General features: G+C 44.7%; 13 protein-coding genes. 6 read left to right on the plus strand and 7 right to left on the minus strand.

Annotated features, from left to right (window positions below; translation table 11 throughout):
- Positions 1–15 precede the first annotated feature (15 nt).
- The gene (locus HWX64_RS01875) at positions 16–321 is read right to left on the minus strand and encodes an AbrB/MazE/SpoVT family DNA-binding domain-containing protein (RefSeq protein ID WP_175986787.1); all 306 of its coding nucleotides are present in this window, start codon (positions 319–321) and stop codon (positions 16–18) included.
- A gap of 246 nt (positions 322–567) precedes the next feature.
- On the opposite strand from HWX64_RS01875, the gene HWX64_RS01880 reads away from it, so the two are divergent.
- The 3 genes from HWX64_RS01880 (at position 568) to HWX64_RS01890 (ending at position 4,282) form a co-directional block, all read left to right on the plus strand.
- Positions 568–1,737 (plus strand): cation:proton antiporter, encoded by a 1,170-nt coding sequence (locus HWX64_RS01880; protein WP_368495580.1) that lies wholly within the window; start codon positions 568–570, stop codon positions 1,735–1,737.
- Positions 1,738–1,815: 78 nt separating this feature from the next.
- Complete coding sequence (locus tag HWX64_RS01885) at positions 1,816–3,150, plus strand: ATP-binding protein (RefSeq protein WP_175986788.1); 1,335 nt, start codon at positions 1,816–1,818, stop codon at positions 3,148–3,150.
- A 4-nt stretch (positions 3,151–3,154) separates the two neighbouring features.
- Positions 3,155–4,282, plus strand: coding sequence for a DEAD/DEAH box helicase (locus tag HWX64_RS01890; protein WP_175986790.1), 1,128 nt, complete (start codon positions 3,155–3,157; stop codon positions 4,280–4,282).
- 96 nt (positions 4,283–4,378) lie between these two features.
- Here HWX64_RS01890 and HWX64_RS01895 read toward each other — a convergent pair whose 3' ends face one another.
- Positions 4,379–5,986 carry an amidohydrolase gene (locus HWX64_RS01895; RefSeq protein WP_254871012.1) on the minus strand — a complete coding sequence of 536 codons (1,608 nt, stop codon included), beginning with the start codon at positions 5,984–5,986 and terminating at the stop codon, positions 4,379–4,381.
- A 142-nt stretch (positions 5,987–6,128) separates the two neighbouring features.
- Here HWX64_RS01895 and HWX64_RS01900 point away from each other — a divergent pair, with 142 nt between their 5' ends.
- Positions 6,129–6,680 (plus strand): GNAT family N-acetyltransferase, encoded by a 552-nt coding sequence (locus HWX64_RS01900; protein ID WP_175986793.1) that lies wholly within the window; start codon positions 6,129–6,131, stop codon positions 6,678–6,680.
- A gap of 576 nt (positions 6,681–7,256) precedes the next feature.
- Here the strand turns inward: HWX64_RS01900 and HWX64_RS01905 are convergent.
- A complete protein-coding gene (locus HWX64_RS01905; RefSeq protein ID WP_175986795.1) occupies positions 7,257–7,490 on the minus strand; it encodes a hypothetical protein in 234 nt (77 codons plus the stop codon).
- A 783-nt stretch (positions 7,491–8,273) separates the two neighbouring features.
- On the opposite strand from HWX64_RS01905, the gene HWX64_RS01910 reads away from it, so the two are divergent.
- Positions 8,274–10,526 carry a UvrD-helicase domain-containing protein gene (locus tag HWX64_RS01910; protein WP_254871013.1) on the plus strand — a complete coding sequence of 751 codons (2,253 nt, stop codon included), beginning with the start codon at positions 8,274–8,276 and terminating at the stop codon, positions 10,524–10,526.
- A 265-nt stretch (positions 10,527–10,791) separates the two neighbouring features.
- Here the strand turns inward: HWX64_RS01910 and HWX64_RS01915 are convergent, their stop codons facing one another.
- From HWX64_RS01915 to HWX64_RS01930, 4 genes are all read right to left on the minus strand, one after another.
- Complete coding sequence (locus HWX64_RS01915) at positions 10,792–10,935, minus strand: hypothetical protein (RefSeq protein WP_175986797.1); 144 nt, start codon at positions 10,933–10,935, stop codon at positions 10,792–10,794.
- A 357-nt stretch (positions 10,936–11,292) separates the two neighbouring features.
- Positions 11,293–11,919 (minus strand): arylformamidase, encoded by a 627-nt coding sequence (kynB, locus tag HWX64_RS01920; RefSeq protein ID WP_175986799.1) that lies wholly within the window; start codon positions 11,917–11,919, stop codon positions 11,293–11,295.
- Between the two features lie 12 nt (positions 11,920–11,931).
- A complete protein-coding gene (kynU, locus tag HWX64_RS01925) occupies positions 11,932–13,209 on the minus strand; it encodes a kynureninase (protein ID WP_175986800.1) in 1,278 nt (425 codons plus the stop codon).
- A gap of 368 nt (positions 13,210–13,577) precedes the next feature.
- Positions 13,578–14,432 (minus strand): MurR/RpiR family transcriptional regulator, encoded by an 855-nt coding sequence (locus HWX64_RS01930; RefSeq protein WP_175986802.1) that lies wholly within the window; start codon positions 14,430–14,432, stop codon positions 13,578–13,580.
- A gap of 274 nt (positions 14,433–14,706) precedes the next feature.
- Here HWX64_RS01930 and HWX64_RS01935 point away from each other — a divergent pair, with 274 nt between their 5' ends.
- The gene (locus HWX64_RS01935; RefSeq protein WP_175986804.1) at positions 14,707–16,050 is read left to right on the plus strand and encodes a GntP family permease; all 1,344 of its coding nucleotides are present in this window, start codon (positions 14,707–14,709) and stop codon (positions 16,048–16,050) included.
- Positions 16,051–16,146: the final 96 nt, after the last annotated feature.

The following is a 16,146-nucleotide window of genomic DNA, read 5'->3' on the forward strand; positions in this document are numbered from 1 at the left end:
GGGCGGGCCTTCGTCTTATTTGTCTTTACAGCTGATGATGAAACATTTGTCTTCTTCATTGATGTGAAGATTGTAAGGGTCTTGGGGTGTGATCCCCATTTCTTCGCGAAGTTCCTTTGGGATGTGGACGGTTCCTTTCTCGGAGATATAGCGTTTGTTATTGGTTGAGTGCTTCCGGGCGGGTTTTATATAGATGGAATCGTTTTGAAAAATGAGCTCCGCCTTTCTGCCGGGGATGAGTCCGAACCGCTGCCTCCACTTTTTGGGCAATGTGATCATTCCGCTGTTACTGAAGGTTTTGTTTTCATATAGTTTGCTCAAAATATCGAAACACCTTCTTTCATCTAAGCTCTTCTCACACATTGCTGTATTCATGTTTTTTTCAGTGGTATGAACGAGCTTTCATCTTATATTTCTCTTTAACCCGTTAGATGGAAACGTTAAACACAATCTTGAAGAAATAGGAAATAAGGCAGATGAAAGATGTTTAGCTCATCAAGCCCCCGGGGAATAGCAAAATAATAACTATCTGAGTTGGGGGTGTGAAAGATCGGACCCATAATCCTTCTGATTCTTCTTGTGATCGGATACAGTGTCTATACAATTGATAAAAAGAAAAAGAATCTTCCTGTTCCCGTCGTGCTGCTGGTCATCGGAATAGGCCTGGGATTTGTCCCGATGTTTGCTGATGTGGAACTTACAAAGGAAACTATTTTTCATTGGTTCCTGCCAGCACTTTTATTTATATCGGCATATCAGTACCCTGTTAAGGCTTTGAAAAAGCATGGGGGGGAGATATCGATTTTGAGTACGGTCGGAATTGTCCTCACCGCCCTCTTGATGAGCTTGTTATTTTATTATTCCTTAAAGCCTGTCCTATCCATTTCTTATATGGAAGCTCTGCTGATTTCAACCATTTTGACGCCGACGGATCCGGTTTCTGTGGTTTCCATATTAAAGCAATCATCGAATCAACAGGATCTGGCGGATGTCGTTGAAGGGGAATCGATGATTAACGATGGAACAAGTATCGTATTATTTACGGTCGCTGCAGGGATTTACTTTGGGGAAGCCTCGTTTTCACTTGCTTCTTTTGCAGGAGAATTCTTGTGGGTCTCTTTAGGCGGTGCTTTGACGGGAATCATTCTCGGATGGGGAATCAGCAAGTTGATTCATCTGACTTCAGATTCCCGTTATCAAATCATGCTGAGTATCATCCTTGCTTATGGAAGCTTCTTCATAGGAGAAGAAATCGGGGTATCCGGTGTATTGGCTACGGTGGCAAGCGGTATCATGCTTTCATATGAATATGGACGCACGATTAAAGAAAATCACTTCAGGAAGCATCTTGATGGATTCTGGGAAGTCATTGAACCAACCATTTTATCGCTATTATTCTTATTGATCGGAATCAAAGCCATCGAGTACATTTCTTTTTCATTGTTGGGATGGGTTTTCTTACTATTTATCATTACCTTATTGGTGCGCTATGTTATTATAATTGGTGTTGCAAAAATAAGAAAAACGTGGAGAAGAGCTTACGGCTGGAAGGAAGTCTTCATCTTGACCTGGTCAGGGATCAAAGGGACCATGTCGGTTGCTTTGCTTCTGGGTATGGAAGGAAACGGAGCCGATTCGATCCAATCCATCTCGTTCGGTGTCATCATGTTTTCTTTGATCATTCAGAGTATGGCCATCTATCCACTGTCGAAAAAGCTTCTTTCACATAAGGATTAAGAAAGAGTGCTGATAAATTGGCAGGAATTGTGAAAGTATAGAGGTAAGACTATAGTGAATTTAGGTGAATCGCTCCATATGAGAAAAGCCAAAGAGATCGCCCTGAGAGTAGCTATCGCGTATGTTCTGTTAGGTATATTGTGGGTTATTCTGTCAGATTATTTTTCTGTGATCCTTGCGCATGAAAAGCTGAATCTGTATATTTACTTTCAACGTTTCAAGGGCTGGTTTTTTATATTTGTCACAGGGATCATCCTTTATCTGCTGGTATACAGGAGAACAAAGGATGTCATCGAATCCAATGAGCAGTTAAAAAAGAAAGAGCGGCAATTATATATTCAGCATGAGCACTATCATTCCTTGTTCAAACATAATCCTGATGGAGTATTTGAGCTGGATTTGCAGGGGAAAATCATGGCGGTCAATCCAGAAGCTGAATCACTCCTCGAAGCCTCCCAGAAAGAGCTGGAGGACATTCAGCTGAGGAAGTTCCTTAATGAAGAAGATGCAAAGAGTGTAACAGATCATTTTATCGAAACCCTTTCTGGAAAGGGGTCCATGTTTGAAACGAACATCCATCTGAAGGGGAAGAAGAAAAAAATACTCCGGTGTTCCTTTATTCCGATCATCATCAGCGGGGAAGTGACCGGCGTCTTCGTCATTGCAAGGGATATTACCCAATTCAGGAAGAATGAAGAAATGATGATCGCCTCTGAAAAAATGTCAGTGATCGGACAGCTTGCAGCAGCGGTTGCGCATGAAATCCGTAATCCGCTCACCTCCCTTAAAGGATTCATCCAGCTGATGCAGACGACCGGCAGTGTGAACCATGATCATTTGAATATCATGCTCTCAGAAGTCGATCGAATCGATTTGATATCCGGCGAAATGCTGATCCTGGGGAAACAACAAGATCTGCATTATCAAACAGAAAATGTAGAAGCAATTCTGCAGCAAGTGATTGTATTAATGCAAGCACAGGCGAATATAGACAATGTTTCTATAGAATACAAACCCTATGCATTGGAGCCGCTGAATGTAATGGCGGAGGCAAATCAATTGAAACAAGTCTTTATCAACATCATCAAAAATGCCGTTGAAGCCATCCCGAATGACCGAAGGGGAAAGGTATCCATTTCCCTTAATAGGAAAGACGGCGGGGCACTTGTGGTTGTATCCGATAATGGGACAGGCATGGAGCCCGAAAGAATCGAGACAATCGGCGAGCCGTTCTATTCTACAAAAGAGAAAGGCACTGGACTGGGACTGGCCATCTGCAAAAAAATCATCGAAAAACATAAAGGGAAAATTGTCTTTCATAGTGAAAAACAAAAAGGCACCATCGTGGAAATATCTTTACCTTTAATAAAGGAAAATACTTTCCGTCAGAATGCCGAAAGGGAAGGGAAATAATAATATGAATTCAATCTCTACAATGATACAATCCCCATTTTTACAAAAAAACTGGGAGGATTCCGGTTTCACTGCATTAACACCTGTCCAGGAGCGTGTGCTTCCCCTCATCTTTGAAGGCAAAGATGTCGTATGCGAATCACCCACGGGAACGGGAAAAACATTGGCGTATTTACTGCCGATCATTCAAGCGGTCGATCCGAAGCGCAAGCAGGCACAAGCCGTTATCCTTGCCCCATCCCGCGAACTTGTGATGCAGATCCATCAGGAAATTCAAAAATGGGCTAAAGGCAGTGATGTAACAAGTGCGGCCTTCATCGGGGGTGCCAACATCAAGAAGCAAGTGGAGAAATTAAAGAAGAAGCCTCATATCGTAGTCGGTACGACAGGCCGCCTTATTGAGCTGATGAAACTGAAGAAGCTGAAAATGCATGAAGTCAAAACGATCGTCGTCGACGAGTTTGATTTAATGGTGGGGCAGGAGCATAAACGCGAGGTAGAAGACATTATCAAGTCCACGCTTAAAGAGCGTCAGGTCCTCTTCTTCTCGGCGACTCTTTCCGACCGTACGGAAGAAGTGGCAGCAGAACTGCTTCAGAACCACGAAATCGTGAAGATGGAGGCCAATCTGGATAATCCGAAAGTGGATCATATCTTTGTGTACACCGAACTTCGTGACAAAATTGAAGCGCTGCGAAGCATTGCCTACTTTAAAGACATCAAAGCGCTCGTATTCTTCAATCAGCTTGAAAAATTATCAGAAGCGGAAGAAAAGCTGAAGTATAAAGGTGTAGAGCTTGAAGTCCTTGCGGGTGAATCCAAGAAAATGGAGCGGAAGCAATCCCTGGACCGCTTCCGGGCAGGCAAGGTTCCATTGCTTCTGACAACCGATGTAGCCGCACGCGGACTGGATATCACAGACGTTTCCCACGTCATCCACTTTGATTTCCCGACTGACACGAAGCAGTACATCCACCGCTCAGGAAGAACAGGACGCATGGGAGCGGAAGGAACAGTCATCTCACTCGTTTCAAAGCGCGAACAGAGCTTCCTTGAGAAACTGAGCAAAGAGCTTACCCTTCCATTCCAGGAAAAAACCATCCACGGCGGAGGATTGAAAGATCCACGCTGATAAACAAGATGATCAAGGCCCGTCCCGCATCGCTTTAAAGCGATGCGGGACGGGCCTTGATTTTGATTTTATGGCTGAGTTTGTCTCCCATGACAATCAGGCCTCATAAACGATGTCTCCATCCATGACCGTCATAACAGTCTTTGCTTCGAGGATCTCTTCCGGATCGACTTCAAATAAATTCCGGTCGAATACGACGAGATCGGCTTTCTTGCCCGCTTCGATCGTACCTAATTCATTCTCGCGAAAGTTTCCATAGGCTGAACTCTTCGTATAGTGAATAAGCGCTTCACTGAGTGAAATCTTCTCTGCGGGATTCCATCCGTTCCGGGGAGAACCGTCCTCATGTTTACGGGTGACAGCACGGTACACTCCGAGCATCGGATTTAAATCCACTATCGGAAAGTCCGTACCGAACGCAAGCGGGGCACCATGATTTTGGAGTGAGCCGATTGGCCATGTGTATTTGGAACGCTCACTTCCCAGGCGGTCAATATAGGCATGGGAGTCCATCGAGCCCGCCGTCAAATGTTCAGGCTGGATGGAGGCGATGACTCCTAGTTCTTTAAATCGTTGAAAGTCGCTCGGATGACACACTTCAATATGCTCAATCGTGTGGCGTGAGTCCCGCGCACCATTCACATCAGAGGCATGCTCGAATAAATCGAGCCCCATCCGGACAGCCCCATCCCCGCACGCATGCAGCCTGACCCGGAAGCCTTCCCGGTCAGCATCTTCAATCCACTGCTTGTATTGTTCAAAATCATAAATGGTCCCGCCTCTTTCGGTTGGCCGGTCTGCATATGGCTCGAGCAGGAAGCCGGTGTATGTCAGGGGGACCCCATCAAGAAATTGCTTCAAGCCTGAAAACTGAAGCCGGTCCGACCGATAAGTCTCTTTATATGAAAGACTTCTTTTAAGGTTGCCATCCAGTACATCCAGGAAGTGAATCCTTGTCGTCAGCTTACCCTTATCTTCAAAGCTACGATAGAAGGCAGGGGCACCGAGAGTATATCCCGGAAGGGGCAGCATATCCGATACGGACGTAATGCCTAAAGAGGCTGTTTTTTTCAGCATGTTTTCCATCAGCTTGTTTTTCAGCGCTTCATCAAACTGAAAGGCTCTCGTCACATATTTTACGGCTGTTTCGTACAGAAACCCTGTAGGCTCCCCGTTTTCATCTTTCTCTATTCTGCCGAATGGAGGTTCAGGAGTATCACGGCCGATTCCGAGTTTTTGAAGAGCTGCGGTATTCAGCCATGCACTATGCGCTTCCTCGTTTAATAAAATGGCTGGTCTATGCGGCAGGCAGCGGTCCAGTGAATGGCGGCTAGGCAATTTTTGGCCCGGCCAGCGGACATGATGCCAGCCGAAACCCAGAACCCATTCATCATCTGGATGATTGTCTGCATAAATGGCTGCCATCTTCGCCGTTTCGTCTTCCGTCGCCCCATACGTCAGCTGACAGAAGCTTTCAAACATCGCCCCGAGGAAAAAGTGAAGGTGAAAGTCATGAAATCCTGCCATGACCAATCGATTCCCCATATTATAAACAGCGGTCGAGGCATCAAGATAGCTTTCCAGTTCAGAAGGGGGGCCCGTGCCAATGACCTTATCCTCCCGAATAGCAATAAAACCCGGAGCGGGGAAAGGGGAGGTGCCGATAAAGACCGCCTCACTCTTTATGATTTTCTGTGCTTTCATGAGCCTCATCCTTTACGTATTTCGTTAATGCTATTATACAGAACGCCGAAGCGTTAAAAAACCTGAATTTGTCAGAAAAAAGGTTATACGATGGATGACGTTGAATAGTTTTAACGAAGCCATTCGAAAAGGAGCTGATACTATGAACTTTCCACAAGGATTTCCTATATTAACAACCGAAAGATTTCATTTAAGACAAATGGAAGAATCGGATGCAGCGCAAGTATTTGATTACTTCTCAAGAGATGAAGTAACGAAATATTATGACCTCGAATCGTTTACTGAAACAGGCCAGGCAATTGACATTATTGATAGATGGAATACGAGGTTCGCGCAGAACGAAGGCATCCGGTGGGGAATCGCTGAGAAAGGGTCCGGGAAAATCATCGGGAGCTGCGGGTACCACTGCTGGGAGAAAGAACATTATAAAGCGGAAATCGGTTTTGAAGTACATCCTGCCTACTGGAGACAGGGGGTCATGTCGGAAGTGCTGAAGCCGATCATTCAATTTGGCTTTGAGTCGATGTCATTGAACCGGATTGAAGCTTTCTATGATCCGGAAAATACGGCATCGAAGGAATGTCTTTTTAAAGCGGGGTTCATTTTTGAGGGAGTATTAAGAAAAGCCGCTTTTGAAAAAGGGGTATTCTGCGACGCGGCAGTCTGCTCGATATTAAAAGAAGAGTATGTATAAACAATTCAAGACGCTGCTTATGTATACTTCACATAAACAGCGTCTCAACTTAAGTAAACCTTATTCAATTACACGTTCTATCCTTTCTTACTAATACACATACCAAACATTCAATTAATTTAAATTAATGGTGTTGCATGTTATATAGTTTATTTTTTTCTTGCTTCTGCATCCCCACATGCCCACATGGTGCGAAGATAGTTTTCACGGGCTATCTTCTATATGCAACATGATCCTAGCATGCTTCGCTTACACTCTTCATTGGAATCATCCCCTGAAATAAGATTTGCGCGTCCCCGCATATCCACACATCTTGAAATCAGTTTTCACGGGCCGATTTCAGTTGCAAGATGTGATGTTGACATGCTTTGCTTTCGCTACGTCATTGGAATCACGCCTTCCTTAAAGATTGTGTAAATCTTTTGTTAAGTTCTTAAGTTCATATTAGCAAATTCAATCACTTATTTAAATGTTCAGAAAAGTCCATATATTTCGATTTTGGGCGGATTTCAAATCGTAATAGGCATTTATCTTTCTTTATCGCATTCTATCTCACTATTTGAAAACGTTTTAACATTACATTTCTCTCCGTCTTAGATAATACTGTTCATACCCAAGTTCCCGGTTCACAAGCAGCTCCATTTCTTCAAGATGGTGTCTGTCAACCACCGGATCAAGGGAGGACCAGTGGACTTGATAAACAAAATAAAAGCTCCTGATTTTCCTGAGAATCACCAGTGAGTGAGGGAAGAGGTCGAACTCAGCCTTGATCGAGTTGCGGCGGGTAAAGCCCCATTTAATTATATTCACGTTTATCACCTATTGTTTAAATACCTTTATTTATGTTTTTTTAATCCTGAAACAGAGAGTTTCATAGGCAATTTCTGTTCTAAAAAACTCCATTTAAGTTGACTGGTTTAAACACCGCTGTTGATTTCCGTGCAAGACTTCGCTTTCCGCGGGCGGCCGGTGAGCCTCCTCGTCGCTGCGCTCCTGCGGGTAAGAAAAGCGGAAGGGCTTTGCTCAGAGGCGGGTGGCATAAGGCGAATCGGCCATGAAGGCGTTCTTTGCCTTCTGGTCGGTTTGACTTATGACATGTGCCTCTAAGCCCTGCAGCTAGACAAGTCTCACCTGTCTCGCTTTTCCCGCAGGAGTCTTCGTCTTGCACTCCAATCAACAGCTAGAACCGGTTAATATCAAAATACGAATAATTTGAAGGGGGAATTTCACCTCCGCTTAAGGTGAAAATCAATACTTTCATTTCAAATCAAAAAAACATGATTTAAACAAACGTTTGATTAACATCCGTAAACCTTAAAACAGCAGGCTCTAGAAAGTTAAACAGTTGTTTAACTGCATTCGCTCCAAATCAATGTTTTCAGAAAAAAAGTTAAACAAACGTTTGATTAACTTCCAGAAACCTTATGATAAAGGTAGTTCAAAGGTTTAAACAGTTGTTTAACGGAATTGGAAGAAATTGATTTTCGATTGAAAGCTTCAGAGAGGATTGCAGGATGTCAGGGGTGCTTGTTATGATAGAAAGGTTATCTATTTCGGAAGTCAACTTTTGCAAGTGAGCAAGGAGAATGTGAGTTGAATAAAGCACTGACCAATTACTCGATCTATCCATTTGAAGCAGAGAAGACCGCCATCCCTACTGCCTCATTACATAAAGGACAAACTTCTGTGGACCTCGTGGCATCAGAAGAAGAGGATGCATTCTTTTTCAGGAAAATAGAAGAAGCGGGCATTCATTTGAATGAAGCGCAAATTTCTGCGGTGCGTCACGGCAGCGGTCCGTGTCTGACCCTTGCCGGTGCAGGTACCGGGAAGACGACCGTCCTTGTATGCCGTGCCGGTTATTTGATGAAGGTGAAGAATATCCTTCCGCAGAATATTCTGCTCGTCACCTTTACGAAAAAAGCAGCAGAGGAAATGAAGCAGCGCATCAACTCTTTACCGGGTACTGAAGGACGGGGGCAGGGCGTCCAGGCGAGTACCTTTCATGCGTTATTCCTTTATTTACTGCGTTCAAGGCATTATACACAGGAAATCATCGGGAATGAACGCTACAAGCAAATCATCCTGAAGCAGCTTCAGCGGGAAATGAATATTTATGATCCGTATGATGCCGAGACATTGCTTGCGAAGCTTTCACATTATAAATTAAATAAAATGAACATAAAAGAAATGCCCTATTCTTCGAAATCGGATAAAGAAATCCGTGATATATTGATACGTTATGAAGAATGGAAGCGCAAAAATCATAAAATGGACTTTGACGATATCCTGACCGAGGCATACGATTTGCTGGGCATGAATCCGAATCTATTGAAAAGCCTCCAGCACCGGTTTCAATACGTCATGGTGGATGAATTTCAGGATACGAATCTCATACAATATGAATTAATAAAAATGATTGCGGCCCACGGGAACCTGTTTGTCGTCGGGGATGATGACCAGACGATCTATTCCTTCAACGGTGCCCGCAATGAGTTCATCCTTGATTTCGACCAGGAATTCCCGGAAGCGGAGATTGTGACGCTGAAAGAAAACTATCGTTCCGACGCATACATCATCGGACTCGGGAACGAGGTCATCGATCGAAATGTCCACCGGCGGAAAAAGAAATTGATTGCTACAAAGAAAGAAGAAAAGAAGCCTCTATATTCAAGGCCGGCCACGGCAGACGAAGAAGCGGTCTGGATTACGGAAGAAATTGAGAGATTGATAGAAGGAGGCTATTCTTACCGGGATATCACAATTCTACATAGGACGATGAGCAGCGGACGGGCGGTTTTTGAGCAGCTGCTGATGAAGGAGATTCCTTTTCATCCTTACAATCAAAAGGATTCCCTTTTTTATGAGAACTGGACCGTTAAACCTGTCGTCGATTACTTGAGACTGTGTATCGTTCCGCGGAATTTCGATGCAATCGGAAATATCCTGCCGACCATGTTCATCAGAAGGGAGCAGGGCATGGCCCATATTTTACAGGAGGATGGAAGGGTCAGAAAGAAGTATCCGCTCATCCATCTCACAACCATGAACGGACTGAAGCCTTTTCAAGTGAAAAATATTAAAACGCGGATGAAGTTCATCAAATCCCTTCAAGAAGAATCACCTGAGACGGCCATCAAGAAAATCCGCAAAGAATTCTATCATCAGTATATCGATGCCCAGGAATCCCATGTCGTGACAGAGCAGAAGGAACTGATCAAAGAAATGCTGACGGAACTTGAAGGGTCGGCGAAGAGGTTTGAAACGATTTCCAGCTTCATCAGTTTCATAGATGAAATGAAAGCAAAATATGAAGAAGTATATCAGGATAAGAGCGGCGAGAGCGACAGCGTTTCTCTTATGACGATCCATCGTTCCAAAGGACTTGAATTTCCGGTTGTCTTCCTGATCGGAGCGATCGAAGGCAATTTGCCGCACAGCTCAGCCCTGAATGCCGGAAAGCTCGAGGACAAGATTTACAAAGAATCTGCACATAAAGAGAGCGGGGCATTGGAAGAAGAGAGAAGGCTTGTCTACGTGGCCATCACACGTGCGAAGGAAAAACTTTATATATCATCCCCTGCTTATTACCAAGGGGAGACGAGAAAGTGTTCCCGCTTTATCAATGACATATTCAGCAATGAACCCCATCAGGAAGAAGTGAAAAGCGGCGGTTCCCGCGAAAAGCGGACCGGCAGGCTGAATGTGGTCAAAGCTTGGCTATGTACAAATAAACATTGCATTACGTGGCAAAGACGGGAAGCCGGTGAATCGGCTTCGGATAAAAAGAAATGTCCGATGTGTTCGAGTGTGATGGAACTTGGAGAGAAAGAAGTATATGGATAGAAGAAAGTCCCTGCTTGTCAGGGGCTTTTTGTTTAGTGTTTTAACACTGATCGTGCTGGAGGATTGAGAAGTTGAAAATACATCAATGGAAGTTAAAAATAAAAGTGAAAAAGTTGAAAATAAATTACCTGAAGTTGAAAACAAAATGATGAAAGTTGAAAATACATCTCCTTTAGCAAGGAATTTATAAAGAAATCGCTCGAAATATACCCATAAAAAAACGTTTCCACCGGAAGAAAACTCCTTTCCAATGAAAACGCCGCTTTTACTGCGAAAAATTGTCATGATCCTTATGGGGATCGATTCGCTTCGAATCATTTGAGTCCAGTGCTTGTCTTAAGAAATAGATGAGGACGCCTAAAATCGTGCCAAGGAATACAACGAACCCGATAGTCGTCAAAATACCCATTCATCTTCCTCCTTCCGTCTTACTAGTTAGGACGAGCCGTCTTACTAGTTATGACGAATTCTTCAAGAATTTAAACCTTTATACGTTAAGTCTATGAACATTTTTTGAAATTTATATCTTATGTAGGTCAATTATGTGCAGAGGGATTGAAGAGGTGGAATTTTGGCTGGGGGGGTTGTCTTTTGTTTTGTACCTGGTACATTCAGCAAGGTTTGTACCAGGTACAAACCGGGCGGAGTGTACCTGGTACGCAGAGGTTGAGCCTGGCTCAAAATAGCTGAATTGAGCCAGGCACCGGCTTAACAATAAACAAATAAAAAAGAAGCAGCTTCACAAGCTGCTTCCAACCAACGATTATTATGCCTCCCGGTCAATCAATACTGCGCGGACCGGAGAACCGTCTGCGTCCTTAAGAGGGAGGGGCATGGCGTACAGTTCATAATACCCGGGCGCCACATCCTTCAATACGATACCCTCCAGGATCAGGACATCATTTTCTGTCAGGGCGTGATGGGCTTCCATTTCCTTGCTGTCCAGCTCATCCACTGAAGGGAGGTCGACTCCGATTAGGTGGATGCCGTTCTTTTTTAAAAAAGGGGCCAGTTCCGGCCTGATCGGAGGGATGGATTCAGGAAATGCTTGAAGATCCTTCCATGCTTCCGTCTTGAAAAGTACCTTATTTACAGAAGAAAGGTCAATACTAGAAAGCTGCTCTGGACCAATGCTCTCAGCCCCGTCAATTGATACGACGACCGCAGGACCGATATAATGATCCAGCGGCAGATCCAAAATCCGCTTTCCGTCACTTTTAAAATGGAACGGGGCATCCACATGGGTTCCCGTATGGGCGCTCATATTCAGCTGTCCGACATTGACGGATCCGGTTTCTTCCATGGACCAGTTCAATGAAAAAGAAAAAGGGGTGTCACCCGGCCAAACGGGTGTGCCGTCATGAAGCGGCTGTGAAATATCGATGATTTTCATTTTGATCCTCCTTTAAGCTACAACGTTACGGACGTTTTCGAATTGTTTATATTCTTCATTCTCCATGATTTTTTTCAAAATCTGAACTGTATCCCAAACGTCCTCATAGGACGAATACAGGGCGACCGGAGCCAGGCGGATATTATTCGGCGCACGGAAATCCGGTGTCACTTTGTTGGCCTTAAGGGCTTTGCAAATTCTGGCGGCTTCGTCGTGCTTGAGGCTTACGTGGCCGCCGCGGCGTTCGTCTTCCAGTGGATTGCAAATTGTGAACCCGCAGCCTGAGAGCTCCTGGTTCAACAGATCCATCAAGAATCTTGTCAGCGAGAGGGATTTCTTTCGAAGTTCCCCGATCCCTGCTTCCTCAAATAGTTCAAGTGAACCGAGTAATGGCGCACTGCTCAGAATGTGTGGCGTCCCAATCTGGAAAGCACCCGCCGATTCTGCGGGGGTGAGCACATGCTCCATATCAAATTGCTTGTCTTTCCGTGATCCGAACCAGCCCGACAAGCCCGGTTTCTTCCCAAAGTGCTTTTCATGGACAAATAATCCACCGACACCGCCAGGACCGCTGTTCAAATATTTATAATTGCACCAGACGGCAAAATCCACTCCATCTTCATGAAGGGCGTGGGGGAGGGCTCCAATCGAATGGGCAAGATCAAATCCGATGACAATTCCACGCTTATGAGCTTCCTCCGTCAACCGTTTCATATCCAGCAGCTGACCGCTGCGGTATAAGACAGAAGGAAGGAGGATCAGGGCGATATCTTCTGTCATCGCGTCGATGATATCTTCTTCCACCAGAGTATATCCGTCCCGGCTTTTCACCTGTACGAGATGGTCTTCATGGTTATACCCCTTTGATTCGAGCTGACTTTGAATCGCATAGATATCTGAAGGGAAGGTCAATTCATCAGCCAGGATCTTTGTCCTGTTTCCTTGAGGCTGATAGAATGTGGCAATCAGCTGGTGCAGGTTGGTCGTGATGGATCCGGTCACAATGACTTCTTCCTTTTTGGCACCGACTAACGGAGCCGTTTTCCCGCCCAGTTTTTCAGAATAATAGAACCAGGGCTCGGCGCCATCCATCCAGCCGTCGATTCCGTGTTCCTTCCAATCTTCCAGCGAAGTATAAAGCGCTTTCTCGGCGCGTTTCGATAATAATCCGAGAGAGTTGCCGTCCATGTAGCAGTGGCCGTCTTTTATGTAAAATTCCTCTTTGAAATGAGCGAGGGAGTCGCTCTTATCAAGTTCTCTTGCATGATCCAGTGTAAGCTTCTGTGACATATTGATCCCGCCTTTATAGATTTCTGCTCTATAAAAATCATAATCTAAATGGTTTGAATAGTAAAACATTTCACAGGGCATGCATGAGGAGATTAATAAAAGGATGAAAGTGCATGGCGGGGTGAAGAGGCTGGTTGACGGAATTAAATGGATTTGTGACGGAATTATATAGTTAATTGCCGGAATTAATTAAAAAAGTAACGGAAATATCGTGTGGTTTGACTGGATTTTTCAGAATAACTGACGGAATTAACAGGCTGCAGTGAACGAAATCGCATCTAAATTCCAGCTGCAACCTAAAAATACCGAAAAATTCGCTGCCCAAATCAAAAAAGACGCAGACCGCCAACGGTCTCACGCCTCACTGCTTAGATCCTTTTCACCGAAATCGCGCTTCGCATCTTCTTCAGAGCTTCCTGCCCGGTCGCTTCACGCCTCATCATGATGTTTACATACAGCGTATCAATCAGCGTCAGTTGGGCGATTCGGGAGGAAAGGGCTTCTGAACGGTAGTCGGTTTCCTCTGAAACGGTATAGAGGGGGATGTCGACTTCCCGGCTTAATGGGGATTTGGCGAAGTTCGTTATACAAAGCGTCTTCGCGCCCGTTTCCTTCACGACTTCCAAGACTTGCAGGATATCTTTTGTAGACCCGCTGTGCGAAATGAAGACCGCGCAATCCTTTTCGGTCATCTGGGAAGCGGTCATCAGCTGGATGTGGCTGTCAGAAGTCGCCCGGACCCGCAGTCCTGTGCGAATCAATTTATGATACGCATCAAGTGCAATCACGCCTGAGCCGCCGCTGCCGAAGAATTCGATCGATTCGGCTCCAGTTAATGCATCCACCGCCTCCTGAAGTTTTTTCTCGTCAACGACCATCAATGTGTCTTCGATTGTTTTGATATTTGAACGGAAGACTTTGGAAGCGATTGTTTGGGGAGTATCCCCTTCATCCACTCGTTCATGAATGTCTTTCAGCCCTGTTACGATTTCAGATGCAAGGGCTATTTTCATGGCCTGATAGCCTTTGAAGCCGATTCTTTTGCAAAAGCGGAAGACGGTCGAATCCGCTACACCTAAATCTTCGGCCAGACCGTTGATGGTGGAATGTATGATGTGGGTGGGGTTTTCCAGTATATAATCGGCAATTTTCCGTTCGGTTTCACTAAACTGTGGATAATGAGAGCGGATGCTTGCCAGGCAATGCTGATGCTCTTTCATCATGGGCAACACTCCTGTAAGGGTTTTCATACTATTATTATACTAAAATAAAAGAAAAAGAAAAATATTTTTTGTAAACGGTTGCAAATAGAAAAATATTTTTTATAATAGAGATATCAAGAAAAAATAATTTTTCCTCCCAGACACTTTTCTGAAAAATATTTTCCGAGCATGATAGACTGTGAGTGTCAGATACATAAAGGTTTAATGTAAACGCTTTAATGGTATGGGTGGAATAAGGAAATAGGTATATTAAAAAAGAAGGGTAGGGGTTAACATGTCAGATCAAATGCTGATATTGGTTGCGTTAGCAGGAATTTTTCTTCTATTATTTTTAGTTATTAAAACAAAGCTTCATGCCTTTGTTGCACTGCTCCTTGTAAGTTTAATCGTGGGGATTGCAGCAGGAATGCCGCTTGGCGATGTTGTCACCTCGATCCAGGACGGTATGGGAGGAACTCTCGGATTCGTCGCTGTCGTCGTTGGTTTAGGTGCGATGTTCGGGAGAATGCTTGAAGTCTCCGGAGGGGCGGAACGTCTTGCCCAGACGCTGATCAACAAATTTGGAGAAGATAAAGCACAATGGTCTCTTGGTATCACAGGATTCCTTGTAGCGATTCCGGTATTTTTCGATGTAGGGTTCATCATTCTTGTTCCGATTGTGTATGGACTGGCAAAGAAAACAGGAAAGTCTTTATTGTACTATGGTATTCCACTGCTTGCGGGGCTTGCCGTCACACACAGTTTCATCCCGCCGACACCTGGGCCGATTGCGGTCGCTGACCTGATCGGAGCGGATCTTGGCTGGGTCATTCTTTTCGGTGTGATTGCCGGTATCCCGTCCATGATCATTGCCGGGCCGTTTTTTGCAAAATATATTTCAAAGAAAATTCATGCCGTTGTGCCTGATTATATGCAAGTTGAAGAAATAGAATATGATAAAGAACTGCCAAGCTTTGGTCTTATTGCATCTTTAATCTCCATTCCTTTGTTTTTAATTCTCTTGAATACGCTGTCGGGCGTACTATTAGAGGAAGGAAATGCGCTTCGTTCCGTGTTGACGTTCCTTGGTCACCCTTTCGTGGCGCTGACAATTGCCACGATTCTTACATTCGTCCTTCTTGGTACGAAGCGGGGATACACGAGGGATGAAGTACAGGAGATTGCCACAAAAGCCCTTGAGCCTGCAGGGATCATCATCCTGGTAACAGGTGCCGGGGGAGTCTTCAAACAAGTTTTGATTGATTCAGGCGTTGGTGAAGTACTTGGTGAAATGATGGCGGGATCAAGCCTGCCTCCGATCGCCCTTGCATTCTTGATCGCGATGGTCGTCCGTGTTGCACAAGGTTCTGCGACAGTTTCGATGGTCACTGCAGCAGGGTTGATGAGTCCTTTGATTTCCACTTTGGGATTAGAGGGGCCTGTGCTTGGTTTGATGGTTATCGCCATTGCATCCGGTGCAACAGTATTCTCACACGTAAATGACAGCGGATTCTGGCTGGTTAACCGTTACTTTGGATTGGACGTAAAAGATACGTTGAAATCATGGACGGTGATGGAAACACTCATAGGTTTCGTCGGATTCGCCGTAGCGTTCATCTTGGGTATTTTTATCTCGTAAAGGTTTCATACTAAAGGTAGTGGAAAGGAAGGGCAGCGATGCTTCTTCCTTTTCTCTATTTCATACATAACGGGTGACTTTACGTCATCCCCGTTT

Origin of the sequence: Bacillus sp. Marseille-Q1617, assembly GCF_903645295.1 — a bacterium.
GTDB lineage: Bacteria > Bacillota > Bacilli > Bacillales > Bacillaceae_B > Rossellomorea.

Excerpts from the sequence above, each read along its gene's own strand:
- kynU (WP_175986800.1), bottom strand. The coding sequence starts at position 13,209 with ATGTCACAGAAGCTTACACTGGATCATGCAAGAGAACTTGATAAGAGC.
- HWX64_RS01890 (WP_175986790.1), top strand. The coding sequence starts at position 3,155 with ATGAATTCAATCTCTACAATGATACAATCCCCATTTTTACAAAAAAAC.
- HWX64_RS01930 (WP_175986802.1), bottom strand. The coding sequence starts at position 14,432 with ATGATGAAAGAGCATCAGCATTGCCTGGCAAGCATCCGCTCTCATTAT.
- HWX64_RS01915 (WP_175986797.1), bottom strand. The coding sequence starts at position 10,935 with ATGGGTATTTTGACGACTATCGGGTTCGTTGTATTCCTTGGCACGATT.
- HWX64_RS01885 (WP_175986788.1), top strand. The coding sequence starts at position 1,816 with ATGAGAAAAGCCAAAGAGATCGCCCTGAGAGTAGCTATCGCGTATGTT.
- HWX64_RS01935 (WP_175986804.1), top strand. The coding sequence starts at position 14,707 with ATGTCAGATCAAATGCTGATATTGGTTGCGTTAGCAGGAATTTTTCTT.
- HWX64_RS01900 (WP_175986793.1), top strand. The coding sequence starts at position 6,129 with ATGAACTTTCCACAAGGATTTCCTATATTAACAACCGAAAGATTTCAT.
- HWX64_RS01895 (WP_254871012.1), bottom strand. The coding sequence starts at position 5,986 with ATGAAAGCACAGAAAATCATAAAGAGTGAGGCGGTCTTTATCGGCACC.
- kynB (WP_175986799.1), bottom strand. The coding sequence starts at position 11,919 with ATGAAAATCATCGATATTTCACAGCCGCTTCATGACGGCACACCCGTT.